28 protein-coding genes and 1 other annotated feature are annotated in these 25,087 nt (G+C 59.5%); of the genes, 19 read left to right on the top strand and 9 right to left on the bottom strand.

Going from position 1 to position 25,087, the window contains the following annotated elements; genetic code table 11:
- Positions 1-79 precede the first annotated feature (79 nt).
- The 4 genes from yidA (at position 80) to MKS11_RS22525 (ending at position 4,565) form a co-directional block, all read left to right on the top strand.
- A complete protein-coding gene (yidA, locus tag MKS11_RS22540; RefSeq protein ID WP_004202280.1) occupies positions 80-892 on the top strand; it encodes a sugar-phosphatase in 813 nt (270 codons plus the stop codon).
- Positions 893-1,042: 150 nt separating this feature from the next.
- Positions 1,043-2,125 carry a hypothetical protein gene (locus MKS11_RS22535; protein WP_074194613.1) on the top strand — a complete coding sequence of 361 codons (1,083 nt, stop codon included), beginning with the start codon at positions 1,043-1,045 and terminating at the stop codon, positions 2,123-2,125.
- Between the two features lie 20 nt (positions 2,126-2,145).
- Positions 2,146-3,261, top strand: a complete 1,116-nt coding sequence (locus MKS11_RS22530) for a BamA/TamA family outer membrane protein (RefSeq protein ID WP_162869295.1) — start codon at positions 2,146-2,148, stop codon at positions 3,259-3,261.
- A gap of 77 nt (positions 3,262-3,338) precedes the next feature.
- Positions 3,339-4,565 carry a DUF3748 domain-containing protein gene (locus MKS11_RS22525; RefSeq protein WP_064187994.1) on the top strand — a complete coding sequence of 409 codons (1,227 nt, stop codon included), beginning with the start codon at positions 3,339-3,341 and terminating at the stop codon, positions 4,563-4,565.
- 1 nt (position 4,566) lies between these two features.
- On the opposite strand, the gene MKS11_RS22520 is transcribed toward MKS11_RS22525, so the two are convergent.
- On the bottom strand, positions 4,567-4,899 hold the full coding sequence (locus MKS11_RS22520) for a YceK/YidQ family lipoprotein (protein ID WP_004202272.1): 333 nt from the start codon (positions 4,897-4,899) through the stop codon (positions 4,567-4,569).
- A gap of 244 nt (positions 4,900-5,143) precedes the next feature.
- Positions 5,144-5,219 (top strand) — a sequence feature (ROSE (Repression Of Heat Shock gene Expression) occurs in the 5'-region of heat shock genes and acts as an RNA thermometer to modulate expression.).
- On the opposite strand from MKS11_RS22520, the gene ibpA reads away from it, so the two are divergent.
- From ibpA to MKS11_RS22505, 3 genes are all read left to right on the top strand, one after another.
- Positions 5,213-5,626, top strand: coding sequence for a small heat shock chaperone IbpA (ibpA, locus tag MKS11_RS22515; protein ID WP_004151523.1), 414 nt, complete (start codon positions 5,213-5,215; stop codon positions 5,624-5,626). Its footprint overlaps the feature before it by 7 nt.
- Before the next feature lie 116 nt (positions 5,627-5,742).
- Positions 5,743-6,171, top strand: coding sequence for a small heat shock chaperone IbpB (ibpB, locus tag MKS11_RS22510; protein ID WP_004145074.1), 429 nt, complete (start codon positions 5,743-5,745; stop codon positions 6,169-6,171).
- A 145-nt stretch (positions 6,172-6,316) separates the two neighbouring features.
- Positions 6,317-7,978 (top strand): putative transporter, encoded by a 1,662-nt coding sequence (locus tag MKS11_RS22505; RefSeq protein ID WP_004202271.1) that lies wholly within the window; start codon positions 6,317-6,319, stop codon positions 7,976-7,978.
- On the opposite strand, the gene MKS11_RS22500 is transcribed toward MKS11_RS22505, so the two are convergent.
- Positions 7,946-8,692, bottom strand: coding sequence for a GntR family transcriptional regulator (locus MKS11_RS22500; RefSeq protein WP_284109702.1), 747 nt, complete (start codon positions 8,690-8,692; stop codon positions 7,946-7,948). The two genes, MKS11_RS22505 and MKS11_RS22500, sit on opposite strands and share 33 nt — an antisense overlap.
- Before the next feature lie 298 nt (positions 8,693-8,990).
- On the opposite strand from MKS11_RS22500, the gene MKS11_RS22495 reads away from it, so the two are divergent.
- The 5 genes from MKS11_RS22495 to MKS11_RS22475 all read left to right on the top strand — a co-directional run bounded on the left by MKS11_RS22495 (position 8,991) and on the right by MKS11_RS22475 (position 13,229).
- Positions 8,991-10,613: an alpha-glucoside-specific PTS transporter subunit IIBC gene (locus MKS11_RS22495; RefSeq protein ID WP_087771381.1), complete on the top strand. Its 1,623-nt coding sequence runs from the start codon at positions 8,991-8,993 to the stop codon at positions 10,611-10,613.
- Positions 10,610-11,932, top strand: a complete 1,323-nt coding sequence (locus tag MKS11_RS22490; RefSeq protein WP_017899668.1) for a 6-phospho-alpha-glucosidase — start codon at positions 10,610-10,612, stop codon at positions 11,930-11,932. The genes MKS11_RS22495 and MKS11_RS22490 overlap by 4 nt, the downstream gene beginning before the upstream one ends.
- Before the next feature lie 100 nt (positions 11,933-12,032).
- Entirely contained in the window at positions 12,033-12,380 is a 348-nt protein-coding gene (locus MKS11_RS22485; RefSeq protein ID WP_284109701.1) for a YidH family protein, read from the top strand.
- Positions 12,370-12,732 carry a DUF202 domain-containing protein gene (locus tag MKS11_RS22480; RefSeq protein WP_017899669.1) on the top strand — a complete coding sequence of 121 codons (363 nt, stop codon included), beginning with the start codon at positions 12,370-12,372 and terminating at the stop codon, positions 12,730-12,732. The genes MKS11_RS22485 and MKS11_RS22480 overlap by 11 nt, the downstream gene beginning before the upstream one ends.
- A 74-nt stretch (positions 12,733-12,806) precedes the next feature.
- Positions 12,807-13,229: a hypothetical protein gene (locus MKS11_RS22475; RefSeq protein ID WP_060656544.1), complete on the top strand. Its 423-nt coding sequence runs from the start codon at positions 12,807-12,809 to the stop codon at positions 13,227-13,229.
- Positions 13,230-13,232: 3 nt separating this feature from the next.
- Here the strand turns inward: MKS11_RS22475 and dsdA are convergent, their stop codons facing one another.
- Positions 13,233-14,561, bottom strand: a complete 1,329-nt coding sequence (gene dsdA / locus MKS11_RS22470; RefSeq protein WP_049092143.1) for a D-serine ammonia-lyase — start codon at positions 14,559-14,561, stop codon at positions 13,233-13,235.
- Between the two features lie 17 nt (positions 14,562-14,578).
- The gene (gene dsdX, locus MKS11_RS22465; RefSeq protein ID WP_004202257.1) at positions 14,579-15,916 is read right to left on the bottom strand and encodes a D-serine transporter DsdX; all 1,338 of its coding nucleotides are present in this window, start codon (positions 15,914-15,916) and stop codon (positions 14,579-14,581) included.
- Positions 15,917-16,017: 101 nt separating this feature from the next.
- On the opposite strand from dsdX, the gene MKS11_RS22460 reads away from it, so the two are divergent.
- A complete protein-coding gene (locus tag MKS11_RS22460) occupies positions 16,018-16,143 on the top strand; it encodes a hypothetical protein (RefSeq protein ID WP_369710193.1) in 126 nt (41 codons plus the stop codon).
- Positions 16,143-17,066 carry a DNA-binding transcriptional regulator DsdC gene (dsdC, locus tag MKS11_RS22455; protein WP_087771380.1) on the top strand — a complete coding sequence of 308 codons (924 nt, stop codon included), beginning with the start codon at positions 16,143-16,145 and terminating at the stop codon, positions 17,064-17,066. Before MKS11_RS22460 ends, dsdC begins: the two co-directional genes overlap by 1 nt.
- A gap of 69 nt (positions 17,067-17,135) precedes the next feature.
- Here dsdC and emrD read toward each other — a convergent pair whose 3' ends face one another.
- The 5 genes from emrD to MKS11_RS22430 form a co-directional block, all read right to left on the bottom strand.
- Entirely contained in the window at positions 17,136-18,320 is a 1,185-nt protein-coding gene (gene emrD, locus MKS11_RS22450) for a multidrug efflux MFS transporter EmrD (protein ID WP_004202254.1), read from the bottom strand.
- Between the two features lie 175 nt (positions 18,321-18,495).
- Positions 18,496-19,329 carry a DMT family transporter gene (locus tag MKS11_RS22445; protein WP_049092136.1) on the bottom strand — a complete coding sequence of 278 codons (834 nt, stop codon included), beginning with the start codon at positions 19,327-19,329 and terminating at the stop codon, positions 18,496-18,498.
- A 67-nt stretch (positions 19,330-19,396) separates the two neighbouring features.
- On the bottom strand, positions 19,397-19,843 hold the full coding sequence (locus tag MKS11_RS22440; RefSeq protein ID WP_004202251.1) for a GNAT family N-acetyltransferase: 447 nt from the start codon (positions 19,841-19,843) through the stop codon (positions 19,397-19,399).
- Positions 19,844-19,933: 90 nt separating this feature from the next.
- Positions 19,934-20,053 (bottom strand): type I toxin-antitoxin system toxin TisB, encoded by a 120-nt coding sequence (gene tisB / locus MKS11_RS22435; protein ID WP_004145059.1) that lies wholly within the window; start codon positions 20,051-20,053, stop codon positions 19,934-19,936.
- Positions 20,054-20,503: 450 nt separating this feature from the next.
- Complete coding sequence (locus MKS11_RS22430; RefSeq protein WP_072096580.1) at positions 20,504-20,671, bottom strand: hypothetical protein; 168 nt, start codon at positions 20,669-20,671, stop codon at positions 20,504-20,506.
- A gap of 12 nt (positions 20,672-20,683) precedes the next feature.
- Between MKS11_RS22430 and ivbL the strand changes: the two genes are divergently transcribed.
- The 5 genes from ivbL to uhpB all read left to right on the top strand — a co-directional run bounded on the left by ivbL (position 20,684) and on the right by uhpB (position 25,077).
- Entirely contained in the window at positions 20,684-20,779 is a 96-nt protein-coding gene (ivbL, locus tag MKS11_RS22425) for an ilvB operon leader peptide IvbL (RefSeq protein ID WP_002923286.1), read from the top strand.
- A gap of 104 nt (positions 20,780-20,883) precedes the next feature.
- Positions 20,884-22,572, top strand: coding sequence for an acetolactate synthase large subunit (gene ilvB, locus MKS11_RS22420; protein WP_032425823.1), 1,689 nt, complete (start codon positions 20,884-20,886; stop codon positions 22,570-22,572).
- A gap of 3 nt (positions 22,573-22,575) precedes the next feature.
- Positions 22,576-22,863, top strand: coding sequence for an acetolactate synthase small subunit (gene ilvN / locus MKS11_RS22415; protein ID WP_023319383.1), 288 nt, complete (start codon positions 22,576-22,578; stop codon positions 22,861-22,863).
- A 121-nt stretch (positions 22,864-22,984) separates the two neighbouring features.
- Entirely contained in the window at positions 22,985-23,578 is a 594-nt protein-coding gene (gene uhpA, locus MKS11_RS22410) for a transcriptional regulator UhpA (protein ID WP_023319382.1), read from the top strand.
- A 17-nt stretch (positions 23,579-23,595) separates the two neighbouring features.
- Positions 23,596-25,077 (top strand): signal transduction histidine-protein kinase/phosphatase UhpB, encoded by a 1,482-nt coding sequence (uhpB, locus tag MKS11_RS22405; protein ID WP_025999189.1) that lies wholly within the window; start codon positions 23,596-23,598, stop codon positions 25,075-25,077.
- Positions 25,078-25,087 lie beyond the last annotated feature (10 nt).

The raw sequence follows: 25,087 nt of genomic DNA, 5'->3' as shown, positions 1-25,087 counted from the left end.
CTTTCTGGCCGACACTTTTACTGTTTTTTGAGCGGAATCGCGTTAGCATGAGGGAAGACTCATCTTACCCGGGGATCCTATGGCTATTAAACTGATTGCAATCGATATGGACGGCACGCTGCTGCTGCCAGACCATACCATCTCTCCTGCGGTGAAAGCCGCCATTGCCGCGGCGCGTGAGCGCGGCGTCAACGTGGTGCTGACCACCGGCCGCCCTTACGCCGGCGTTCACAGCTATCTGAAAGAGCTGCATATGGAGCAGCCGGGTGATTACTGCATTACCTACAATGGCGCGCTGGTGCAAAAAGCCGGGGACGGCAGCACCGTGGCGCAAACCGCGTTGAGCTATGACGACTATCGCTTCCTCGAACAGCTTTCCCGCGAGGTCGGCTCCCACTTCCACGCGCTTGATCGCAATACGCTGTATACCGCAAACCGCGATATCAGCTACTACACCGTGCATGAATCCTATGTGGCGACCATCCCGCTGGTGTTCTGCGAAGCGGAAAAGATGGACCCTGAGATCCAGCTGCTGAAAGTCATGATGATCGATGAGCCGGCGATCCTCGACCAGGCCATCGCCCGTATCCCGGCGGAAGTGAAAGAGAAGTACACCGTGCTGAAAAGCGCGCCTTACTTCCTCGAAATACTGGATAAACGCGTCAATAAAGGCACCGGCGTGAAGTCGCTGGCCGATGCGCTGGGTATCAAACCGGAAGAGATTATGGCGATTGGCGATCAGGAAAATGATATCGCGATGATAGAATTTGCCGGCGTCGGCGTGGCGATGGATAACGCCATTCCGGCGGTTAAAGAGGCGGCGAACTTCATTACCAAATCGAACCTCGATGATGGCGTCGCCTTCGCTATTGAAAAATACGTTTTAGCTTAAGCTTCCTTCAGGCCCGGCGTTCTTCGGGCCTGTCTTCTCTTTTTTCATGAACAGATGTTAATCCGCATTTAAATCCCTTATTCCGCACAGGGGATTCTATAAGCTACCCGCCCTCTTTTTTTGCAATTCAGAACTAACATCAGATTTTTCATGAATAAACGCCATTATTTGATGTTGGTTACGCTGCCATTCGCCTCTGTTCAGATTTGCGCGGCCGCGGAACCAACGACGCCGCTTGAGCCGGCGTACGCCTATCACGGCGCCGAGCCTGCGGATCTGCCGGCGCCGGCCGACACCGAGGCTGAGACAGCGGAATCGGCGCCGATATTGCCTTTTCTAGGCGACGAGGCCAGAAAACGTGGCTACGTCCTGCCGCTGCCGTTTGGCGTCAGCATTAACTATATGGATATGCGGCAGAATATTAATGTCGACAGCATTAGCTTCACCGGCCTGTCGCTGGACGGCCGCAATATCGATTGCGGTAAGGATCCTGTTTGCAAACACGCCGTGAAGAACATTTTCGCTAATGGGCCGGTCTCGCTGGACAACGCCTTCCAGATTGGCGTCGGTCATACGCGGGAAAGCAGCAAAACCGAGACGCTCAAGCTGGATGCCTGGCTGCTGCCGTTTATGAATGTTTATGGCCTGGTGGGGCACACCGAGGGACACTCCATTTCGCAGATTGCCGTCGGCCTGAAGGGACCGAACGGCAAAGTGGTGCCCATGCCCGGGATGCAGGACCTCGACTTTCGCCTCGATTTTAAAGGTACCACCTATGGGATGGGCACCACGCTGGTGGGCGGCGTCGGCAACTGGTTTACGGTGCTGGACGCTAACTACACCCAGACCCGCTTTGATATCCTCGACGGCAGCATTGATGCGTTTACCTTTTCGCCGCGCGTAGGCTATCGTTTCATTACGCCTTCGGTCGATGCGCTACATCTCCCCGCCGGTAAGCTGAACCTGTGGGTCGGCAGCATGTATCAGGACGTGCAGCAGGAGTTTAAGGGCAGCCTTAACGATCTCTCGATGCCGTCGCCGCTGCTGCAAAACATGGTCAACCTGGCCAACCAGGACAATAACGGTCGCTTCGATGTGAAGCAGCATCTGCAGTCGCCGTGGAACGTGCTGGTGGGCGCACAGTATGAGCTGACGCAGAATTTTAACATCACCACGGAGTTTGGTTTTGCCGAACGTAACAGCTTCTTTATCTCCGGTGAGTATCGCTTTTGAGCCGACCGCTTAACCCTGTTCTGTTGCTTCTGACATGCGCGCTATGCGCGCCGGTCCAGGCCAAGGCCATCAGCCGCGAGCAAATCGACGGCTGGCTGCAGCATCTCGGCGCCAGCGATAAGTTCGACGCCAGCAAAGGCATTGACTGGGGCATGATGCCCGGTCCGTTTTATACGCCGGAGCTGGGGCTGGGCATCGGCACTGCCGTCGTCGGTCTCTACCGTCCCGATCCGCAGGATACCACCAGCCAGAATTCCACGCTGACGCTCAGCGGCTACGCCAGCTCCACCGGCGCCTTTGGCCTTAGCGTGAAAAACTACGCTTTTTTTGACCACGACCGATGGCGAATTTTTGTTGATGGTTCAATGGCCAACACCCCGACGTACTTCTGGGGACAAGGCTTTCATGCCGGCGATAAAGACAACGAAAAAGAGAAATATACCGCCCAGGTGCTGACCCTGCGCCCGACGGTCTACCGGCAGCTCATCGACAATGTTTATCTCGGCGCTGGATGGTCGCTGGCGGCGCAGAATGCCGATAAGATGGACCATAACGATCTGCCGAAAATTGAAAATACCCCGCAGGGACCGTCGGTATTCAGCTCGGGTGCCAGCGTCGCGCTCAACTGGGACGATCGCGACTTCGTCCCCAATCCGCGCCGGGGTCAGTATGCCAACTTCCGTTACACCCACTATGCGCCCGGCTTAGGCAGCGATACCCGCTTTGAAGAATTTCAGCTGCACTACAGCCATTATCATGCCCTCAGCGAGAAGAGCGTCCTCGCCTGGGAGGCCGATGGCGCCTTCACCCAGGGCGAGGTACCGTGGAGCATGATGCCGCTGCTGGGCAGCGATGAACGGATGCGCGGCTACTACCAGGGGCGCTACCGGGATAAAAACGTCGTCAGCGGTCAGCTGGAATATCGCCGGCAGCTCACCTGGCGGCACGGGATTGTCGCCTGGGCCGGGGCGGGAACCATGGGGCCTTCACTGTCGTCGCTGAATAATGGCCGCTGGCTGCCTTCGGCGGGCGTTGGCTACCGCTTTGAATTCAAACCTCGCGTTAACGTTCGCCTCGACTACGGTATCGGCAAAGGCAGCAGCGGCTTTTACTTCCAGGTCGGCGAAGCGTTTTAAGCTCGTCGCCGGGCATTCAACCCGGTGCGGATTGCGGTATGCTAAGGCTACTCTCATATCGGCCCGGTCAGCACACCATGAAACAAGTTACCTTTGCTCCTCGCAACCACCAGCTCACCAACACCCGCACCTGGACCCCCGACAGCCAGTGGCTGGTGTACGACGTCCGCCCGTCCGGCGCGTCGTTCACCGGCGAGACCATAGAGCGAGTGAACGTAAACAGCGGCGCGGTGGAGACCATTTATCGTGCCACGCAAGGCGCGCACGTCGGCGTGGTGACCGTGCATCCAACCCAGGATCGCTATGTGTTTATTCATGGCCCCGAGCGGCCGGATGCACAGTGGCAGTATGATTTTCATCACCGTCGCGGGGTGGTGGCCTTTCAGGATACCGTCGAGAATCTGGACGCCATGGACATTACCGCCCCTTACACCCCCGGGGCGCTGCGCGGCGGCAGCCACGTCCATGTCTATAGCCCCAACGGCCAACTGGTCAGTTTTACCTACAACGATCATGTGCTGCACGAGCGCGACCCGGCGTTGGATCTGCGTAACGTCGGCGTGGCGGCGCCGTATGGACCCGTGACGCCGCCGGGCCACCATCCGCGCGAATACGGCGGCAGCCACTGGTGCGTGCTGGTGAGCCGCACGACGCCGACTCCCGCGCCGGGCAGCGATGAGATTAATCGCGCCTATGAAGAGGGCTGGGTCGGGAACCATGCGCTGGCGTTTATTGGCGATACGCTGGCGGAAAACGGCGACAAAGTCCCGGAGCTGTTTATTGTCGAGCTGCCGCAGGATGAAGCCGGCTGGAAGCAGCCCGGCGGGGCGCCGCTGGCGGGCACCGCAAGCACGATGCCGGCGCCGCCGGCGGGCATCAGTCAGCGTCGTTTGACCTTCACCCACCATCGCCGCTACCCGGGGCTGGTGAACGTTCCGCGCCACTGGGTGCGCGCCAATACGCAGGCGACGGCGATAGCCTTTCTGATGCGCGACGACGCCGGCGTAGTGCAGCTATGGCTTATTTCCCCGCGGGGGGGCGAGCCGCGGCAGTTGACGCATCACGCGTCGGGTATCCAGTCGGCGTTTAACTGGCATCCGTCGGGAGAGTGGCTGGGCTTTGTACTGGAGGGGCGGATTGCCTGCTGTCATGCCGGCACAGGCGATATCACCTTTTTAACCGAGGCGCATGCTCATGCGCCCTCGGCGGACGCGATCGTCTTTTCGCCAGACGGTAAACAGATTGCCTGGATGGAGGAGGTGGACGGTTATCGTCAGCTGTGGGTTACGCAGACCGGGCGATAACTTACTGGGCAGGCATCGGCGCTGGCGGGATCACCGAGTTGGTCGCCAGCGTGGCCTTCTCGCTCTTTTCGACCCGAGATTTGATTGAGCTGTCGGTGCGGAACATATCCCACGGCAGCAGCAGGGTATCCATGACGGCGGTGAACGGCATGTCCAGCGCCACCAGCGATTTCACACCCCAGTTGGTATTGCTGTCCCCCAGCGTTTGCGCACTGGATCGCGTGCCCGGATAGGTTCCCTCTTTGCCACCGGTATGTGACATTACGCTGGAGCAACCGCTCAGGCTTATTATCCCGCTGAACAGGACCAGCTTTAACAGTCGTCTGCTTTTCATTGTTCTTCCATCGTCGTTTCGGGCGTTGAGATAACCTTGTTGGGTTATATCGGGCCATCCCGTGAATGCATAGCGTTATTGCGCCGCACTGTGGCGGGCATCGCACTTTGCTTTTTGTGCTCCTCCCCCCAGTCTAAGCAATCATCGGCAAACTGCAAAAAAAAACGCCCCGAATCCCTTGAAAAGGACGGGGAGAAACCCATTTTATAGGTGTAACCCGCTGAGAATACGCCTGAGGGGTATTCCGGATTACCGCGGCCTGTCCACGATGGAAGGTCATTTGATTCTCGCTGATTTTCAGGAGCTATTTATTATGCGTAACTTCGATCTCTCCCCGCTTTATCGTTCAGCCATTGGTTTCGACCGCCTGTTTAACCTGCTGGAAAACAATCAAAGCCAGAGCAATGGCGGCTACCCTCCGTATAACGTCGAGCTGGTAGACGAAAACCACTATCGCATCGCCATCGCGGTGGCCGGCTTTGCTGAAAGCGAACTGGAGATCACCGCCCAGGACAATCTGCTGATCGTCAAAGGCGCCCACGCTGCCGAGCAGAAAGAGCGGACCTACCTGTATCAGGGGATCGCCGAGCGCAACTTCGAGCGCAAATTCCAGCTAGCGGAAAACATTCATGTCCGCGGCGCCAACCTGGTAAACGGTCTGCTTTATATCGATCTGGAACGGGTGATCCCGGAAGCGAACAAGCCGCGCCGTATCGAAATCAACTAATTGTCTCTCTCAGGCCGCAAGGCGGCCTGATGTAACAACCTGCTCGCCGTCAGGGAGCAGATGCGAATTCACGCAATTCGCAGACATTCACTCGCTTCTTAGAAGGAGAAAACAGTATGCGTAACTACGATTTATCCCCCCTGCTGCGTCAATGGATCGGTTTTGACAAACTGGCCAGCGCCCTGCAAACCGCCGGTGAAAGCCAGAGCTTCCCGCCCTATAACATCGAAAAAAGCGACGATAACCACTACCGCATCACCCTTGCGCTGGCCGGTTTCCGTCAGGAAGATCTGGATATTCAACTGGAAGGCACCCGTCTGGTGGTAAAAGGCACGCCGCAGCAGCCGGAAAAAGAGACCACCTGGCTGCACCAGGGGCTGGTGAGCCAGGCCTTCAGCCTGAGCTTTACCCTCGCTGACAACATGGAGGTCTCTGGCGCGACCTTCACCAACGGTCTGCTGCATATCGATCTGACCCGCAATGAGCCTGAGCAGATCGCCCCGCAGCGTATCGCCATCAGCGAACGACCGGCGTTAAATAGTTAATTAAGCGAAAAACTTATAAAGCCCCGATTTTCGGGGCTTTTTTGTGCCTGTCTGTTTGCTGGTATTGTGCGCCAGGCAGCATACAACCCGCCTGGTCGCGGTCATAATCCCTGTTAATAATAATGTTATTCACAGGGACGGTACCATGAGTGAGATAGCATTGACGGTCAGCGTACTGGCGCTGGTGGCGGTGGTTGGGTTGTGGATCGGCAATGTCAAAATCCGCGGCGTTGGCTTTGGTATTGGCGGCGTGTTATTTGGCGGCATTATCGTCGGTCACTTTGTCGATCAGGCGGGCGTCGCCCTCAGCAGCCCGATGCTGCATTTTATTCAGGAATTCGGCTTGATCCTGTTTGTCTACACCATCGGTATCCAGGTGGGACCGGGCTTTTTCGCCTCGCTGCGGGTCTCAGGCCTGCGGCTCAATCTGTTCGCTATCCTGATCGTGATTCTCGGCGGCCTGGTCACCGCGGTGCTGCATAAGCTGTTCAATATTCCTCTCCCGGTGGTGCTTGGCATCTTCTCCGGCGCGGTGACCAACACGCCGGCGCTGGGGGCCGGGCAGCAAATCCTGCGCGATCTCGGGGTGCCGTTCGAGGTGGTCGATCAGATGGGGATGAGCTACGCGATGGCGTATCCGTTCGGCATCTGCGGCATTCTGCTGACCATGTGGCTGGTGCGCCTGTTCTTTCGCATCAATGTCGAGAAAGAGGCCCAGCAGTTTGAGGAGAGCAGCGGCAACGGCCATGCCCATTTGCACACCATCAACGTGCGGGTGGAGAACCCCAACCTCCACCAGATGGCGATTCAGGATGTGCCGATGCTCAACAGCGACAATATCGTCTGTTCGCGGCTGAAGCGCGGTGAGCTGCTGATGGTGCCTGCGCCGGGAACCCTTATCCAGGCCGGCGATCTGCTGCACCTGGTGGGGCGGCCGGAGGATCTGCACAATGCGCAACTGGTGATCGGCCAGGAGGTGGCCACCTCGCTGTCAACGCGCGGCACCGACCTGAAGGTGGAGCGGGTGGTGGTGACTAACGAGAAAGTGCTGGGGAAGAAAATACGCGATCTGCACGTCAAACAGCGCTATGACGTGGTGATCTCCCGGCTTAATCGCGCAGGCGTCGAACTGGTGGCCAGCAGCAGCGCCAGCCTGCAGTTTGGCGATATCCTCAACCTGGTCGGCCGTCCGGAGGCGATTGACGCCGTGGCCGCCGAGCTGGGTAACGCCCAGCAGAAGCTGCAGCAGGTTCAGATGCTGCCGGTATTTATCGGCATCGGCCTCGGGGTACTGCTGGGTTCTATCCCGTTGTTTATTCCCGGCTTCCCCGCCGCCCTGAAGCTGGGGCTGGCCGGGGGGCCGCTGATTATGGCGCTGATTCTCGGGCGCATCGGTAGCATCGGCAAGCTGTACTGGTTTATGCCGCCGAGCGCCAACCTGGCGCTGCGCGAGCTGGGGATCGTGCTGTTTCTGGCGGTGGTCGGGCTAAAATCGGGGGGCGACTTTGTGGCGACCCTGACCCAGGGCGATGGCCTGAGCTGGATCGCTTACGGCATTTTCATCACCGCCATCCCGCTGCTGACGGTAGGCATTCTCGCGCGCATGCTGGCGAACATGAACTATCTGACGCTGTGCGGCATGCTGGCCGGCTCGATGACCGACCCGCCGGCGCTGGCCTTCGCCAACAATCTGCACGCCACCAGCGGCGCGGCGGCGCTCTCTTACGCTACCGTCTATCCGCTGGTGATGTTTCTGCGGATTATCACCCCGCAGCTACTCGCCGTGCTGTTCTGGGGGCTGAGCTAGCTGGCTGTGCGTCTGGACGCGGCGCAGATGGTAGTCCACCTGATACTCGCTGGCGTTGCGGAACATGACCGAATAGTTAAGAAACTCGCCGCTGTCGCTGTAGGAAAGGGAGGTAATACGCAGCAGCGGCGTCTGCTCCGGGACGTTCATTGAGCGCGCCAGCTGCTTGTCCGCCAGCACCGGCGTCAGCGTTTCATAGTTCCCGCTGATGATGATCCCGCACTCCTTCTCAATATAATCAAATTTCGACCCTTCCAGATGACTCAGCGACAGGTTGCGGAACAGCTTCACCGGCATATAGCTATCCTCCAGCATCAGTGGCTTGCCGTCGACGAAGCGCACCCGCCGTGAGAAGTAGATCCGTTCATCAATTTTAATCCGCAGCAGACTGGCGATGGCCGGCGGGGCGGGCATCACCTCGAAGGCCAGCACCTGACTCACCACCTCTTTACCCTGTTTGCGCAGCACTTCCGCCAGGCCGGTGAGATTGCTGGTTTCATGATGGACGTCTTTGCGCGCCACGTAGGTCCCTGAGCCGTGACGACGGACCACCAGCCCCCAGTCCACCAGCAGGTCGATGGCTTTGCGGATGGTCATGCGCGCCACCCCGAACTCCTCGGCCAGTTTTTTCTCTCCCGGCAGCGGGCTGCCGATGGCGAAGTCGGCAGAATTCAGCCGTAGCCGCAGGCGGTCAGCAATGGATTTGTAGATCACCAGTAGTCCTCTTGTACAGGAAAGGTCGAGGTTATTTTCTTCACCTGTTAGCAAAAAATAGTTTTTAAGACAGACGGTTATTATCCATTCATTAGAACGATTTCATTCTATAGCTTATCGATGTCTAACTTTTGTTATGAAAGTAGACAACGTTGACCAAATTAAAACCATGAAAGCGATCACGAATCGCAACGGCGAGGCATGTTGTCGGACGGGCAAATTCCTATTCTCGAGTGAGGCCGGTAACCAAGAAAAAGAAGGCCATTCACCCTACGAGTTGTTATATGAGGATTTCCCAATGCTCAGTCAAATACAACGCTTTGGCGGCGCCATGTTTACCCCGGTTTTATTGTTTCCTTTCGCCGGGATCGTGGTCGGTATCGCCATTATGTTGCGCAACCCGATGTTCGTCGGCGAAGCGCTGACCGCACCCGACAGCCTGTTTGCACAGATCGTTCACATCATCGAAGAGGGCGGTTGGACCGTCTTTCGTAATATGCCGCTGATTTTCGCCGTCGGCCTGCCGATTGGCCTGGCGAAACAGGCCCAGGGCCGGGCCTGTCTGGCGGTACTGGTGAGCTTTCTCACCTGGAACTACTTTATCAATGCCATGGGGATTACCTGGGGCCACTTCTTCGGCGTCGACTTTTCCGTTGAACCCACGGCCGGCAGCGGCCTGACGATGATTGCCGGGATTAAAACCCTCGACACCAGCATTATCGGGGCGATCGTCATCTCCGGCCTGGTGACGGCCCTGCATAATCGCTATTTCGATAAACCCCTGCCGGTGTTCCTCGGCATCTTCCAGGGCTCATCGTTTGTGGTCATTGTCGCCTTCCTCGCGATGATCCCCTGCGCCTGGCTGACGCTGCTCGGCTGGCCAAAAGTCCAGCTGGGTATTGAATCGCTACAGGCCTTCCTGCGCTCTGCCGGCGCGCTTGGGGTGTGGGTTTACATCTTCCTTGAGCGCATTCTGATCCCCACCGGCCTGCACCACTTCGTCTATGGCCCGTTCATCTTTGGCCCGGCGGTGGTGGAGGGGGGACTACAGGTCTACTGGGCAGAGCATCTGCAGGCGTTCAGTCAGAGTACGGAACCGCTGAAGACGCTGTTCCCGGAGGGCGGCTTTGCCCTGCACGGTAACTCGAAAGTGTTTGGTTCGGTGGGCATTGCGCTGGCGCTCTACTTCACCGCCGCGCCGGAAAATCGCGTCAAGGTTGCCGGCCTGCTGATCCCCGCCACGTTGACCGCGATGCTGGTCGGGATCACCGAGCCGCTGGAGTTCACCTTCCTGTTCATCTCGCCGCTGCTGTTCGCCGTCCACGCAGTGCTGGCGGCGTCCATGGCGACGGTAATGTACATCTGCGGGGTGGTGGGCAATTTCGGCGGCGGCCTGCTCGATCAATTCTTGCCGCAAAACTGGATCCCAATGTTCCATCACCACGCTTCGATGATGTTCATTCAGATAGGCATCGGCCTCTGTTTCACCGCCCTCTACTTCGTGGTCTTCCGCACCCTGATCCTGCGTCTGAACCTGAAGACGCCTGGCCGGGAAGAGAGCGAAATCAAGCTCTACAGCAAGGCCGACTATCAGGCAGCACGCGGTAAAACCACGGCGGCGGCCGCGCCAGAGACCCGGCTGGGCCAGGCCGCTGGCTTCCTGCAGGCCCTCGGCGGCGCCGGCAACATTGAAAGTATCAACAACTGCGCCACCCGACTGCGCATCGCGCTGGTCGATATGACGAAAACGCAAAGTGACGACGTCTTTAAAGCGCTGGGCGCCCACGGGGTAGTTCGCCGCGGCAACGGGATTCAGGTCATCGTCGGCCTGCACGTTCCCCAGGTGCGCGACCAGCTGGAAAACCTGATGAAAGATTCTCTTTCGACCGAACATACCACCATGACGGAGGCAGTATCATGAAAAAATTCTCAGTTGTTATCGCAGGCGGCGGCAGCACCTTCACTCCGGGCATTGTCCTGATGCTGCTGGCAAACCAGGATCGTTTTCCGCTGCGGTCGCTGAAATTTTACGACAACGACGGTGCGCGCCAGGAGACCATCGCCGAGGCGTGCAAAGTGATCCTCAAAGAGCAGGCGCCGGAGATTGAATTCAGCTATACCACCGATCCGCAGGCGGCGTTTACCGATGTTGATTTCGTCATGGCGCATATCCGCGTCGGGAAATATCCGATGCGTGAACAGGATGAAAAAATCCCGCTGCGCCACGGCGTGCTGGGCCAGGAGACCTGCGGACCGGGCGGGATCGCCTACGGTATGCGATCTATCGGCGGCGTGCTGGAGCTGGTGGATTATATGGAAAAATATTCGCCGAACGCCTGGATGCTCAACTACTCCAACCCGGCGGCGATTGTGGCGGAAGCCACCCGCCGTCTGCGGCCAAACGCCAAAATCCTCAACATCTGCGATATGCCAATCGGTATCGAAGGGCGGATGGCGCAGATTGTTGGCCTCAAAGACCGTAAACAGATGCGCGTGCGCTACTACGGCCTTAACCACTTCGGCTGGTGGACTTCGATTGAGGATCTCGACGGCAACGATTTGATGCCAAAACTGCGCGAATATGTGGCGAAATACGGCTATGTGCCGCCTTCTAACGACCCGCACACCGAGGCCAGCTGGAACGACACTTTTGCCAAAGCGAAAGATGTGCAGGCGCTGGATCCGCAGACCATGCCGAATACCTATCTGAAATATTATCTGTTCCCGGACTACGTGGTGGCCCACTCCAACCCGGAACGCACCCGCGCCAATGAGGTGATGGATCATCGTGAGAAAAACGTCTTCAGCGCCTGCCGGGCGATTATTGCCGCCGGGAAATCCTCCGCTGGCGATTTGGAAATTGACGAGCACGCGTCGTATATCGTCGATCTGGCGACGGCCATCGCCTTTAACACCCAGGAAAGGATGCTGCTGATTGTGCCGAACAACGGCGCAATCCATAACTTTGACGCTGACGCGATGGTGGAAATTCCTTGCCTGGTGGGTCACAACGGGCCGGAGCCGCTGACGGTCGGCGACATCCCGCACTTCCAGAAAGGGATGATGAGCCAGCAGGTGGCGGTGGAAAAACTGGTGGTCGATGCCTGGGAACAGCGCTCTTACCACAAGCTGTGGCAGGCGATTACCCTGTCGAAAACCGTGCCGAGTGCCTCGGTGGCAAAAGCGATCCTCGACGACCTGATTGCGGCCAACAAAGATTACTGGCCGGAGCTGCATTAATCCCCGCCGTTGACCGGCGCCCTGCGGGGCGCCGGTTCTTCTCCCCGGTTCCTGATTTACGCTATGCTGAAGCCTGCTGCGCGATGAACAAGGAATCGTCATGAAAATCTCCCGCCTCGGCGAAGCGCCGGATTACCGCTTTTCGCTGGCTAACGAACGCTCCTTTCTGGCGTGGATCCGCACGGCGCTGGGGTTTCTCGCCGCTGGCGTCGGTCTTGACCAGCTGGCGCCAGACTTTGCCACGCCGCTGATCCGTGAAATTCTCGCCCTGCTGCTGTGCCTGTTTGCCGGCGGCATGGCCATCTATGGCTATCTGCGCTGGCTGAATAACGAGAAGGCGATGCGCCTGAAGCAGGATCTCCCCTATACCCGGACGCTGCTGGTGATTAGCATCCTGCTGCTGGCGGTGGTGGTCGCGGTGATGCTGCTGGTGCTGTATGGCGGATAAACGCCGGGCGCGGCGGGAAAGCGACCCGGGGCTACAGCCAGAGCGTACCTCGCTGGCCTGGTTTCGCACCCTGTTGGGCTATGGCGCGCTGATGGCGCTGGCGATTAAGCACAGCTGGCACCGCGCCGGACTGCCTTTCTGGCTGTCGATCGGCGTGCTGGCGATAGTGGCGGTGATCCTCTGGGGTTATACCCGCCGTCGTCATCTGATGGACGTCGACGACAGCGATTTTTTACAGCCGCGGGCGGTTCGTGACAAATTTTTGATCGCACTCGCAGTACTTTCTCTGGCATTCCTGTTTGCTGTTACTCACCTTCAACAGATCGTTTTATTCATTAGGGATATGTCATGACAGGATGTCCGGCGAATTTGCCTCTCACTCATGCCCCCGGCCAGCAACATGACACTCCCTTTCAGGCTGTCGTTGTGGAGGCGCATCATTGCCATCAACCGCAGGCGTTCTATGCGCAGCTGCGTCAACAGGGACTCACGGCTATCCATTTTATTCCGCAGCTGGCGGCCGGCGACGCCGCGCTGTGGGGTGAGTTTCTCTGCGCAGTCTTTCACCGCTGGGTGCGGGAAGATATTGGCCGTATCAATATTTTGCTGTTTAGCGAGACGCTGAGCGCCTGGTGCGGCGAGTTGATAACGCAGGCGGGGACGCCGGCGGCCAACAGCGCCTGCTACGGCTGTCCGTGGCTACGCCTGTGCCGCTGCGGCGAACAGGAAGACCCGCTGTGTGCGGGTTACCGACAGTTTTACGATCTCAGCGGGCCCTATATGCGGGTGATGCGGGACCTGCGCCGACAGCAGCGGCCGCCAGAGGCGTTGATGCCGCTGCTGCGCTGAAGATTAGCGCCCCTTCGCCAGATACTGCGCCATCTCCTCTTCCGGCACCATTCCGCCGCCGGTGGCCCACACCAGGTGGGTCGCCTGCTGCAGCTGTTGCTCACTCAGCCCCTGCAGCTGATGGTACGCTTTGCTGGCGCAGACGCGCTGCGGCCCGGCCATTCCGGCCAGCGCGGAGGGTTCAAGGCGGATATTTTCCGCTGTCGCCAGCCAGCCCAGCATGTCATACATCGTCTGGTCATCAAGGGTATAGAACCCGTCGAGCAGGCGCTCCATTGCCCGGCCAACGAAGCCGGACGCCCGGCCGACCGCCAGACCGTCGGCGGCGGTCAGATTATCAATGCCTAAATCCTGCACCGCTATCTGGTCGTGAAGCCCGGTATAGACGCCGAGCAGCATGCAGGGGGAGTGGGTCGGTTCGGCGAACAGGCAGTGAACGTGGTCGCCAAAGGCCAGCTTGAGGCCAAACGCCACACCGCCAGGGCCGCCGCCGACGCCGCACGGCAGGTAGACGAACAGCGGATGGTCGGCATCGACCACCCGTCCGGCTTTGGCGAATTGCGCCTTCAGGCGCTCGCCGGCCACGGCATAGCCGAGGAACAGCGTGCGCGAATTTTCATCGTCGATGAAAAAGCAGTTCGGGTCGGATTCCGCCGCCTTGCGCCCCTGTTCGACCGCCACGCCGTAGTCCTCTTCATACTCCACCACCGTCACGCCGTGGCTGCGCAGTTTGGCCTTTTTCCACGCCCGGGCGTCTGCGGACATATGCACGGTAACCTTAAAGCCGATGCGGGCGCTCATGATGCCGATCGACATCCCGAGGTTGCCGGTGGAGCCGACGGCGATGCTGTACTGGCTGAAGAACTGTTTAAACTCCGGCGTCAGCAATTTGCGATAATCGTCTGCGGTAGTCAGCAGACCGGCTTCCAGCGCCAGCTTTTCCGCATGGGTCAGCACTTCATAAATGCCGCCGCGCGCTTTGATCGAGCCGGAGATCGGCAGATGGCTGTCTTTTTTCAGCAGCAGTTCGCCGCCAATCGGCTGGCCGAATTTTTGCTCAAGGCGGTGCTTCATTGCCGGAATGGCGACTACTTCCGATTCGATAATCCCGCCGCTGGCGGCCGTTTCCGGGAAGGCTTCCGCCAGATAGGGCGCGAAGCGCTGCAGGCGGGCATGGGCGTCCTGCACGTCGTCGGCGGTCAGGCCGACGTAAGGCAATCCCTCCGCCAGGGTGGTGGTGGCGGGGTTAAACCAGGTGGTTTCTTTCAGGGCGATCAGATCCTGCACAAGCGGGAAGGTCGCGGTTAAGGTGGTCAGGTCAGCGTGTTTCATCATACGTCTCTTTGCGCTCAGATAATGAAAGAAAGCAGGAAGGTGGCGGCCAGTGCAAGTAGCGACGCGATAAAAGTCGCCGTCGTGTAGTACTTGAACGTTTCACTGAGGCTGGCGCCGCAGTACTGTTTTACCAGCCAGAACAGGGAATCGGTGACGATCGTGCAGCCAATGGCGCCTGAACCGATGGCAATAGCGATGATCTCCGGGCTGACGCCGGGATAGAGCGGCAGCATCGGCGCGACGATGGCGGTGGCACCCATCATCGCCACGGTGGCGGAGCCGACGGCGGCGTGCAGGATAAGCGCCACCAGCCAGGCCAGCAAAATCGGATGCATGTCGAGGTTCGACAGAATCACCGCCAGGCTATCGGCCAGGCCGCTGGATTTTAAAATCGCGTTGAATGCGCCGCCTGCGCCGATAATCAGCAGGATGTTGGCGATAGACCCAAAGCCGTTTTCCGTATGGGTCAGCAGGACGCCCATCCCCATCTGCCGACGAATGCCGAGCATGTAATAGGCGACAAAGACGGCGATAAACATCGCGGTGATGGGGTTGCCGATAAATTCCAGCACCGTATACAGCGTGCCGCCTTTCTCCATGTTCAGTTCGGCGACGGTTTTCACCAGCATCAGGCCAATCGGCAGCAGTACGGTAAACAGCGTGGCGCCGAGTGACGGCAGCGTCGACGCCTCGCGGACCTCAAGGTTGGCAAATTCGGCCGGAACCGGTTTGTACGGCAGGCGGTTGCCTAACGCTCTGAGAAACAGCGGACCGCCAACCAGCGAGGCGATCAGACCGACCAGCAGGCCATAAACAATCACTGTGCCGATATCGGCGCCCAGTTTGTTAGCGACAAACAGAGCCGCCGGATGCGGGGGGACCACGCAGTGCACCGCCATCAGCGCGGTACACAGCGGAATAGCCAGCTTCAGTAGCGAGGTATTGGTTTTTTTGGCGATGGAGAAGGCCAGGGGGATCAGCAGGACCACGCCGACTTCGACAAACAGCGTGATGCCGCAGATCAGGCCGACCAGCACCATAATCACGTCCGCCGACAGCCAGCGGCAGCGCTGCAGCGTCAGGCCGATGCGCTCCGCCGCGCCGGAGACCTCCATCATCTTGCCGAGAATGGTGCCGAGACCGATCACCGCCGCAAGGAAGCCCAGCGTACCGCCAATGCCGCTCTCAATAGCGTTGACCATCTCCAGCGGGCCCATCCCCATCATCGCGCCGACGAAAAAGCTCGCCAGCAGCAGCGCCAGAAATGGATGAAACTTCAGTTTGACGATCGTTAAGACGATTAACACGATGCTGATCAGCAGCGTGCTCACAACCCAGACTTGCGAACCCATATTCCACCTCGCCTGTGAATAATCTGGCCTTATTGAAGCGAGAATCGTCATGGGCTGACAAACGATAAAAATGGGCTTTAGGGTGAGGAGAATTGAATCAAATGGGTGATTTAGCTCAAAAACAGACCATTAAATATGCTATGGGTCAAATTAACTCACCCTTTTGCGGCAAAACCGGCGTGATTTTTTTATCATCAACAGCCACTGTATTTGCCGGGAGCGCGTGATGGATGTGCTAAAAACCTTAGGTACCCGGTTGCTGAACGGCTGGCAGCTCTCCAGGCTGTCGACCTTTGAGGTGGCGGCGCGGCACGAGTCGTTTGCCCTGGCCGCCGACGAGCTGGCGCTCACGCCTGGCGCCGTCAGCCACCGGATTAATCAACTTGAAGAGGAGCTGGGGATCCTGCTCTTTGTCCGCTCGCATCGCAAAGTTGAGCTGACGCGTGAAGGTAAGCGGGTCTACTGGGCGCTGAAGTCGTCGCTGGATGGTCTCAATCAGGAGATCCTCGATATCAAAAACCAGGAGCTCTCCGGCAGTCTGACGGTCTACTCGCGGCCCTCTATCGCCCAGTGCTGGCTGGTGCCGGCCCTGGGTGACTTTACCCGCCGTTACCCGGCCATTTCCCTCACCGTGCTGACCGGCAATGAGAACGTTAACCTGCAGCGGACGGGCATCGATCTGGCGATCTATTTTGATGATGCGCCGTCGTCGCAGCTGAGTCACCATTTTCTGATGGCTGAGGCGATCGTGCCGGTATGTACGCCGAATTACGCGCAACAGCGGCAGTTAATGTCGAATCCGGGCAATCTGCGCCACTGTACGTTGCTCCACGACCGCCAGGCATGGAGCAACGATTCCGGCACCGACGAGTGGTATAGCTGGGCGCAGCAGTTTGCGGTGGAACTGCCGCCATCGTCGGGGATTGGCTTCGATCGTTCCGATTTAGCGACGATTGCGGCGATGAATCACGTCGGGGTGGCGATGGGGCGTAAGCGGCTGGTGCAGAAGCGGCTGGAGAGTGGGGAGTTGATCGCCCCGTTTGGCGATATGACGCTGAAATGCCACCAGCACTACTATGTAACCACCCTGCCGGGTCGCCAGTGGCCGAAAATCGACGCCTTTATCGAGTGGCTGCACAGCCTGACATAAGACAAAAGCAGCCACCGGGAGGTAGCCCGGATAAGGCGTCAGCCGCTATCCGGGGCACGGCCGCCGCGCTTAGACCGGCTGCTGATGGTGGGTAAAGCGCGAGGCCAGCGGCAGCCAGCACAGCAGAATCAACAGACCCATCAGCATCATCAGCAGACCGAGACTGCCCTGACCGTTTTGCGGCATCATCGCCGACAGCCAGGCCAGTACGCCGGAGCCGATATTCTGCAAGCCGCCAACCAGCGCCCCGGCGGTACCGGCGAGGAACGGGAATGGCTCCATCGCGCCGCTGGTGGCCAGCGGGAACAGCATGCCGGCGCCGAAGAAGAACAGCGCCGCCGGCACCAGCAGGGTCCAGACGGTCATGACGCCCAGCAGCCCCGGGATCCACATCATCAGACCCGCCAGCAGGCAGCAGATAACCGATTGCCACATCAGGGTCGGGAAACGCTTGTTGGGGCGGCCGGCAAACCAGGCGCCGAAGAAGGCCGCCGGGATCGGCAGAATAAACAGAATACTCACCGCCATGCTGCTCAGGCCGAGCACCGCGCCCATCAGTACGCCGGAACAGGCTTCGAATACCGCAATCCCCGCCAGGCCGCCGATCAGCATCAGCAGATAGCAGTTAAACGCGCCAGTGCCGAACAGCGTTTTGTAGCTGGCCAAAAGTTTGGTGCGCGGCGCGCCCTCCGGGCGCGTTTCCGGCATCCATTTCGCCATGCTGAAGGTCACCCCGGCGCACAGCACCAGCAGGAAAGCGTAACAGGCGCGCCAGCTCCACAGGGTGTCGAGGATGCCGCCGAGCAACGGGGCAATCAGCGGGCTGACCAGAATACCCATATTTAACAGGCTATTGGCATGACGCAGCTGGGCGCCTTCGTACAGATCGCGGGGCAGGGTGCGTGCCATCACGCCGCCGACGCCGGTGCCCATCCCTTGCATGGCGCTGGCGGCGATCAGCACCGGCAGGCTATGGGTGGTCATGGCGACCAGCGTCGCCAGCATAAAAATCGACATCCCGACGAGGATCACCGGGCGGCGACCGATGCGGTCGGAGAGCGGGCCGTAAAACAGCTGTGAAATACCGTAGGTCAGCAGGTAGGCCGCCATCACGCTTTGAACCGCCCCTTCGCGAACGTTCAGCGCGACCGCCATGTCGGCGATGGCCGGAATATATATGGTCTGCGCCATCTGGCCAACGGCCACCAGCAGTACCAGCATCAACAACAAATTGAAGTTTTTATGCCGTTTCATGTCGATGAATACTTTGTGAGTAAAGAGAAATGAAGAATATGTGACTGGCACATCCCGTAATCGATGGAGGAATCTACCATATAAAAATGACAGAACAACTGCAAAGTGCCGATTGTTGAGGGAATTCCAGGCAGGTTATGTAAACAGGAACGGCAACTAATGTTGCCATTGCAGGCTACGCAAGGCGCAGGAGGATCGCCCCGGCGGCAATCCCGCAGGCGGCGAAGATGCGCAGCGGCATCAGTTGCTCTTTCAGGACGATAAAAGCGATCAGCGCGCCGAACAAAATGGAGGTTTCACGCAGCGCGGCGACCACCGCCAGCGGCGCCTGGGTCATCGCCCACAGCGCCAGGCCGTAGGAGCCCATGGTGCCGATACCGCCGAGGATACCTTTTCGCCAGTGCAGGCGCAGATAGCGGCTGGCTTCAGCGCGGCGGGTCATCATTGCCCAGCTTAGCAGGCAGAAGCCGTTCATAAAAAAGGTCCACAGGGTGTAGCCCAGCGCCGAGCCCGCCAGCCGGACGCCGGTGCCGTCCACCAGCGTATAGCCGGCGATGAAGCAGGCGTTGATCAGCGCCAGCACGATGCCTTTGCGCGAGCTGGCGCGGCCGTTAAAGGCCATCGCCAGAATAGCCAGGCAGATGACGCCGATGCCCAGCCAGGCCAGCGGCGACAAACGATCGCCGAGAAACAGCACACTTATCGCCGCCACCAGCAATGGGGCAGTTCCCCGCATCAGCGGATAGGTCTGGCTCATATCCGACACCTGATAGGTCTTCGCCACCAGCACCGTATACACCACCTGTAACGCGCACGACGCCAGCAGATAGGGGGCGCTGGCCAGCGAGGGCTGCGGGGAAAAGGGCAGCATCACCAACGCGATCAGCGCGGCCGAGCCGCTGACGCCGATCGCCGCGTACATTTTATCGCCGCTGGCTTTGACAATAGCGTTCCAGCTGGCGTGCAGCAGGGCGGCGAACAGCAAAATGCAGAATACGGTGATGGTCATCGCAGACAGGTTCAACAGTGAAGGTCACCGGACTGTAACACGCGCCCGCGCTGCCAGCCAGCGGGGGCTACAGCGAACAAAACAGGCGATGCGTCACCCGCGGTTCATCGTACACCGGGCGAAAGCCAAGTCTTTCATAAAAGGGCCAGGCCTGCGCCGGGGCGTGGGTGTTGAGAAAATCAAACCAGGCGCTGGAGTGGGTGATAACCGAGACCAGCAGCTGCTGGCCGATCCCCCGGCGGCGGTAGCGCTCGCTGATGTAGAGATGGCGAATACGCCCGGCCCGCGGCTGCGGGCTGAAGGGATCGCTATTGATGCCGCATACCCCAACCAGCTGGTGGTTCACAAAGGCGCCCAGCAGCGTTTCGCCCGGCGCGGTAAAGCGGTTTTTGCCGCTCTGCCAGTTTTCCGCCAGGCGGCGCAGCATATTGAAATGCTGTTCAAGGCTTTCGGTGCGCAGCGCCGCGAACCCCGGGGCATCCGGCGTCGTGGCGGCAATTAACAGGGGTGGCATAGCTTCCTCCATCAAGTCATCCCGGGACGCCCGGCGGGCGCCTGCAGGGGGGCGGTTTCCCGCCCCCCTCAGGTGCGACTTGAACCTGAATCAGCGGAACTGTTTCAGGACTGCATCAAGTAGTTGCAACACAGCAACCATGAGTTTCAGGATTAAAATAATAATATCCATTCCGCCCATACGCGCGTCTCCTGTGGTTAAGGAGCACAATAAGCTGACGTACCTTTCCGCTGCCTGTTGCCAGCTTATCCCTGCCTGTCGCCGGCGGCGTCGCCCTGGCCAATGATTGCTCCTTCCGTGGACGGCTTCCCGGCCCGCCGCCAGCAACGACAGGGGTGCGCAGCGCTGAACCACGCGTTGCCGCGCGGACCAGTGACTGCACGTTGTTGACGTAACACAGTGTGCTCTCTCGGGGTTAAGGCACTGACGGCACCACCCGTTTCAGCCAGGACTTCGTTGCGCCGGTCAAACTTGCGGCCCCCGAATGGCACACCATGAACACACCCAGTATAGATAAATACTGTATGGATGAACAGTATTTTTTGGACAAATCCGCCGCTCTCGCCCATACTCTATGACAGAGAAAAAGCGACCTTAAATTGCGCGAACTGCAGCGATCGCGTATACTTTTGGCGTTGACGTAATACAGTGTGCTTGCGGCTACCACCTGTAACCATACTGATAAAAACCTCGCTCCGGCGGGGTTTTTTGTTTTCTGCCCTTTTGCGCCGAACTGTGATCTTTCGCGCAAATTTTCGTGGATGAAAATAAATCCATTGTGAAAACGTAAAACCTGTGTTTGTATAAATTCAGCTTATTTTTCGACACAACAGGTCCCTAATGAACGCAACCCTGATCGCTTCGACCCTACTAAAAACCGCGCCAGCCGCGGTGGTCGTCGTGTCTGTGGTGGTCGTCGTCGGCAATGCGCCGTAGGGTCCGGAACAACACGAATTCCAAACCCCGCCGGCGCAAACCGAGCGGGGTTTTTTGTTGGCGAGCCCCCCGGTAAAGTCGGCCCAGAAGAAAAGGACTGGAGCATGGCAAGTTCGGGCACCACATCAAACACAATGCGCTTTACCGGCGCGCAGCTGGTTGTTCATTTACTGGAACGCCAGGGTATCACTATGGTTAGCGGCATTCCGGGCGGCTCCATCCTGCCTATTTACGATGCCTTAAGCCAGAGCACGCAGATCCGCCACATCCTGGCGCGCCACGAGCAGGGCGCGGGCTTTATCGCCCAGGGGATGGCGCGTACCGAAGGCAAACCAGCGGTCTGTATGGCCTGCAGCGGCCCGGGGGCGACGAACCTGGTGACGGCGATCGCCGATGCCCGCCTGGATTCGATTCCACTGGTCTGCATCACCGGCCAGGTGCCGGCATCGATGATTGGCACCGACGCCTTCCAGGAAGTGGACACCTACGGCATCTCTATCCCCATCACCAAACATAACTATCTGGTGCGCGACATCGCCGAGCTGCCGCAGGTGATCAGCGACGCCTTCCGTATTGCTCAGTCCGGGCGTCCCGGGCCGGTGTGGATAGACATTCCTAAGGACGTACAGTCGGCGACCATTGAGCTGGAAACGTTGCCGGAACCGGGCGAGCGCGCCGCTCCGCCGGCATTCGCCCACGAAAGCGTGCGCGAAGCGGCGGCGATGATCAATGCGGCGAAGCGTCCGGTGCTCTATCTGGGCGGCGGGGTGATTAACGCGCCGCAGGAGATCCGTGAGCTGGCGGAAAAAGCCAATCTGCCAACCACCATGACCCTGATGGCGCTGGGCATGCTGCCGAAGGCGCACCCGCTGTCGCTGGGGATGCTGGGGATGCACGGCGCGCGCAGCACCAACTTCATTCTGCAGGAAGCGGATTTACTGATTGTTTTAGGCGCGCGTTTTGATGACCGGGCGATTGGCAAGACCGAGCAGTTCTGCCCGAACGCGAAGATTATCCACGTCGATATCGACCGCGCCGAGCTGGGCAAAATCAAGCAACCGCACGTGGCGATTCAGGGCGATGTGGCGGAAGTCTTAGCCCAGCTGAACCCGCAGATTGAGGCGCAGCCGCGCGAGGAATGGCGCCAGCTGGTGGCCGACTTGCAGCGCGAATTCCCTTGCGCCATCCCGCAGGAAAGCGACCCGCTTTCCCATTACGGCCTGATTAACGCCGTGGCCGCCTGCGTGGATGATGAAGCGATCATCACTACCGACGTTGGCCAGCACCAGATGTGGACCGCGCAGGCCTACCCGCTCAACCGTCCGCGCCAGTGGCTGACCTCCGGCGGCCTCGGTACCATGGGCTTCGGCCTGCCGGCGGCGATCGGCGCGGCGCTGGCGAATCCGCAGCGCAAGGTTATCTGCTTCTCCGGCGACGGCAGCCTGATGATGAATATTCAGGAGATGGCTACCGCCGCTGAAAATCAGCTGGATGTAAAAATTATTCTGCTGAACAACGAAGCGCTGGGGCTGGTGCATCAGCAGCAGAGCCTGTTTTATCAGCAGGGCGTTTTTGCCGCCACTTATCCAGGGATGATTAACTTTATGCAGATTGCCGCCGGTTTTGGCCTGCAAACCTGTGATTTAAATAACGAAGCCGATCCGCAGGCGGCGCTGCAGGCGATCATCGCTCGTCCGGGACCGGCGCTGATCCACGTGCGCATCGACGCGCAGCAGAAAGTGTATCCGATGGTACCGCCGGGTGCGGCCAATACTGAAATGGTGGGGGAATAAGCCATGCAAAAACACTGTGAAAACGTCATTCTGGAACTCACCGTCCGCAACCACCCCGGCGTCATGACCCACGTCTGCGGGCTTTTTGCCCGCCGTGCCTTTAACGTCGAAGGTATTCTTTGTCTACCGATTCAGGGCAGCGAACACAGCCGCATCTGGCTGCTGGTGAACGACGATCAGCGTCTCGGGCAGATGATTAGCCAGATTGAAAAGCTGGAAGATGTCACCAAAGTGGCGCGTAACCAGTCCGATCCCACCATGTTTAACAAAATTGCGGTGTTCTTTGAGTAAATCGCGCAAGGCTTGAACGGTAAGGTGCTTATGGTTAAGGTAAGCGCCTTTGCCGGATGGCGCTGCGCTTATCCGGCCTACGGACACAGCGCTTTGTCGCCTCAGGCACCAGGACCCTATCATGACCACCATCGCCCTTATTGACGATCATTTGATTGTCCGCTCCGGCTTTGCTCAGCTGCTGGGGCTGGAAACTGATTTTCAGGTTGTCGCCGAATTTGGCAGCGGCCGCGAGGCGCTGGCGGGGTTGCCGGGGCGCGGCGTTCAGGTCTGTATCTGCGATATCTCAATGCCGGATATTTCCGGGCTGGCGCTGCTCAGCCAGCTGCCGAAGGGGATGGCGACCATCATGCTGTCGGTGCACGACAGCCCGGCGCTGGTCGAGCAGGCGCTTAACGCCGGCGCGCGGGGCTTTCTGTCGAAACGCTGCAGCCCGGACGAACTTATCGCCGCGGTGCGCACGGTGGCGGCGGGCGGCTGCTATCTCACACCGGATATCGCCATGAAGCTGGCCGCCGGGCGCCAGGATCCGCTCACCAAACGCGAACGCCAGGTGGCGGAAAAGCTGGCGCAGGGCATGGCGGTGAAAGAGATCGCCGCTGAGCTCGGACTGTCGCCGAAAACCGTCCACGTTCACCGCGCTAACCTGCTGGAAAAGCTGGGCGTCAACAATGACGTCGAGCTGGCGCGCCGTATGTTTGACAGCTGGCAATGAAGACCATACTCCCGCGCCTGCTGTCGGTGATCGGCTGCGCCTTTATCTTCGCCGCCGCCTGGTTTTGTCTGTGGAGCATCAGCCTGCATCTGGTGGAGCGCGCCGATCTGGCGGTGCTGCTGTTCCCCTTCGGCCTGCGTTTGGGGCTGATGCTGCAGTGCCCGCGCGGCTACTGGCCGGTGCTGCTGGGAACCGAGTGGCTGCTGATCTTCTGGCTGGCGCAGGAAGTGGCGCTGGCGCACCCGATAATATTGATGACCGGAAGCCTGCTGACCCTCCTGCCGGTGGCGCTGATCTCGCGATATCGCCAGCAGCGCGACTGGCTGACGCTTCTGCGTCAGGGCGGGGCGTTAATGGCCGCCGCGCTGCTGCAATCGCTGCCCTGGCTGGCGGAGGGGGACGAGGGTCTTAACGCCCTGCTGTTGACGCTCACCGGCGGCCTGACTCTGGCACCGACCTGTCTGGTGTTCTGGCACTACCTCACCAGCACCGTCTGGCGGCCCCTGGGGCCGTCGCTGGTGGCGCAGCCGGTAAACTGGCGCGGGCGGCATCTGATCTGGTATCTGTTGTTATTCACTATTAGCCTGTGGCTGCAGCTTGGGCTGCCCGCTGAGCTCTCCCGCTTTACCCCGTTTTGCCTTGCGCTGCCGATTATCGCCCTCGCCTGGCACTACGGCTGGCAGGGCGCGCTGATCGCCACATTGATGAACGCTATCGCCCTGATTGCCAGCCAGACCTGGCACGATCACCCCGTCGATCTCCTGCTTTCGCTGCTGGCGCAGAGCCTCACCGGACTGCTGCTGGGGGCGGGGATCCAGCGATTGCGCGAGCTTAACCAGTCGCTACAGAACGAGCTGGCGCGTAATCGTCGTCTGGCGGATCGCCTGCTGGAGACCGAAGAGAGCGTGCGCCGCGACGTCGCGCGCGAGCTCCATGATGATATCGGCCAGACCATCACCGCAATACGCACCCAGGCGGGGATCGTCCAGCGGCTGGCGCCGGACAACGCCAGCGTTCGCCAGAGCGGCCAGCTGATTGAACACCTCTCGCTGGGGGTTTACGACTCGGTGCGTCGCCTGCTGGGCCGCCTGCGTCCGCGCCAGCTTGACGACCTGCCGCTGGAGCAGGCGGTACGTTCTCTGATGCGCGAGATGGAGCTGGAGGACCGCGGTATCGTCAGCCATCTCGACTGGCGGATTAACGAGGCGGGGCTGAGCGAAAACCAGCGCGTGACCCTGTTCCGCGTCTGCCAGGAGGGACTGAACAATATCGTCAAGCACGCCAGCGCCAGCGCCGTGACCCTGCAGGGCTGGCAGCAGGAGGAGCGTCTGATGCTGGTGCTGGAGGATGACGGCTGCGGCCTGCCGCCGGGATCCAGCGCGCAGGGATTCGGTCTGACCGGCATGCGTGAGCGCGTGACCGCCCTGGGGGGCACGCTGACGATCTCCTGCACCCACGGTACCCGGGTGTGCGTCAATCTACCGCTGCGTTACGCCTGAGAGGATCGCT

The organism is Klebsiella sp. K5-45 (genome assembly GCF_030128605.1).
Taxonomy (GTDB): domain Bacteria; phylum Pseudomonadota; class Gammaproteobacteria; order Enterobacterales; family Enterobacteriaceae; genus Klebsiella; species Klebsiella quasipneumoniae.
This window is presented reverse-complemented; position numbering and strand designations above follow the sequence as displayed.

Bases quoted from the DNA above. Each gene is read 5' to 3' on its own strand.
- yidA (WP_004202280.1), top strand. From the start codon at position 80: ATGGCTATTAAACTGATTGCAATCGATATGGACGGCACGCTGCTGCTG.
- MKS11_RS22535 (WP_074194613.1), top strand. From the start codon at position 1,043: ATGAATAAACGCCATTATTTGATGTTGGTTACGCTGCCATTCGCCTCT.
- MKS11_RS22525 (WP_064187994.1), top strand. From the start codon at position 3,339: ATGAAACAAGTTACCTTTGCTCCTCGCAACCACCAGCTCACCAACACC.
- MKS11_RS22520 (WP_004202272.1), bottom strand. From the start codon at position 4,899: ATGAAAAGCAGACGACTGTTAAAGCTGGTCCTGTTCAGCGGGATAATA.
- ibpA (WP_004151523.1), top strand. From the start codon at position 5,213: ATGCGTAACTTCGATCTCTCCCCGCTTTATCGTTCAGCCATTGGTTTC.
- ibpB (WP_004145074.1), top strand. From the start codon at position 5,743: ATGCGTAACTACGATTTATCCCCCCTGCTGCGTCAATGGATCGGTTTT.
- MKS11_RS22505 (WP_004202271.1), top strand. From the start codon at position 6,317: ATGAGTGAGATAGCATTGACGGTCAGCGTACTGGCGCTGGTGGCGGTG.
- MKS11_RS22495 (WP_087771381.1), top strand. From the start codon at position 8,991: ATGCTCAGTCAAATACAACGCTTTGGCGGCGCCATGTTTACCCCGGTT.
- MKS11_RS22490 (WP_017899668.1), top strand. From the start codon at position 10,610: ATGAAAAAATTCTCAGTTGTTATCGCAGGCGGCGGCAGCACCTTCACT.
- MKS11_RS22485 (WP_284109701.1), top strand. From the start codon at position 12,033: ATGAAAATCTCCCGCCTCGGCGAAGCGCCGGATTACCGCTTTTCGCTG.
- MKS11_RS22480 (WP_017899669.1), top strand. From the start codon at position 12,370: ATGGCGGATAAACGCCGGGCGCGGCGGGAAAGCGACCCGGGGCTACAG.
- dsdA (WP_049092143.1), bottom strand. From the start codon at position 14,561: ATGAAACACGCTGACCTGACCACCTTAACCGCGACCTTCCCGCTTGTG.
- dsdX (WP_004202257.1), bottom strand. From the start codon at position 15,916: ATGGGTTCGCAAGTCTGGGTTGTGAGCACGCTGCTGATCAGCATCGTG.
- MKS11_RS22460 (WP_369710193.1), top strand. From the start codon at position 16,018: ATGGGTGATTTAGCTCAAAAACAGACCATTAAATATGCTATGGGTCAA.
- dsdC (WP_087771380.1), top strand. From the start codon at position 16,143: ATGGATGTGCTAAAAACCTTAGGTACCCGGTTGCTGAACGGCTGGCAG.
- emrD (WP_004202254.1), bottom strand. From the start codon at position 18,320: ATGAAACGGCATAAAAACTTCAATTTGTTGTTGATGCTGGTACTGCTG.
- MKS11_RS22445 (WP_049092136.1), bottom strand. From the start codon at position 19,329: ATGACCATCACCGTATTCTGCATTTTGCTGTTCGCCGCCCTGCTGCAC.
- MKS11_RS22440 (WP_004202251.1), bottom strand. From the start codon at position 19,843: ATGCCACCCCTGTTAATTGCCGCCACGACGCCGGATGCCCCGGGGTTC.
- ivbL (WP_002923286.1), top strand. From the start codon at position 20,684: ATGAACGCAACCCTGATCGCTTCGACCCTACTAAAAACCGCGCCAGCC.
- ilvB (WP_032425823.1), top strand. From the start codon at position 20,884: ATGGCAAGTTCGGGCACCACATCAAACACAATGCGCTTTACCGGCGCG.
- ilvN (WP_023319383.1), top strand. From the start codon at position 22,576: ATGCAAAAACACTGTGAAAACGTCATTCTGGAACTCACCGTCCGCAAC.
- uhpA (WP_023319382.1), top strand. From the start codon at position 22,985: ATGACCACCATCGCCCTTATTGACGATCATTTGATTGTCCGCTCCGGC.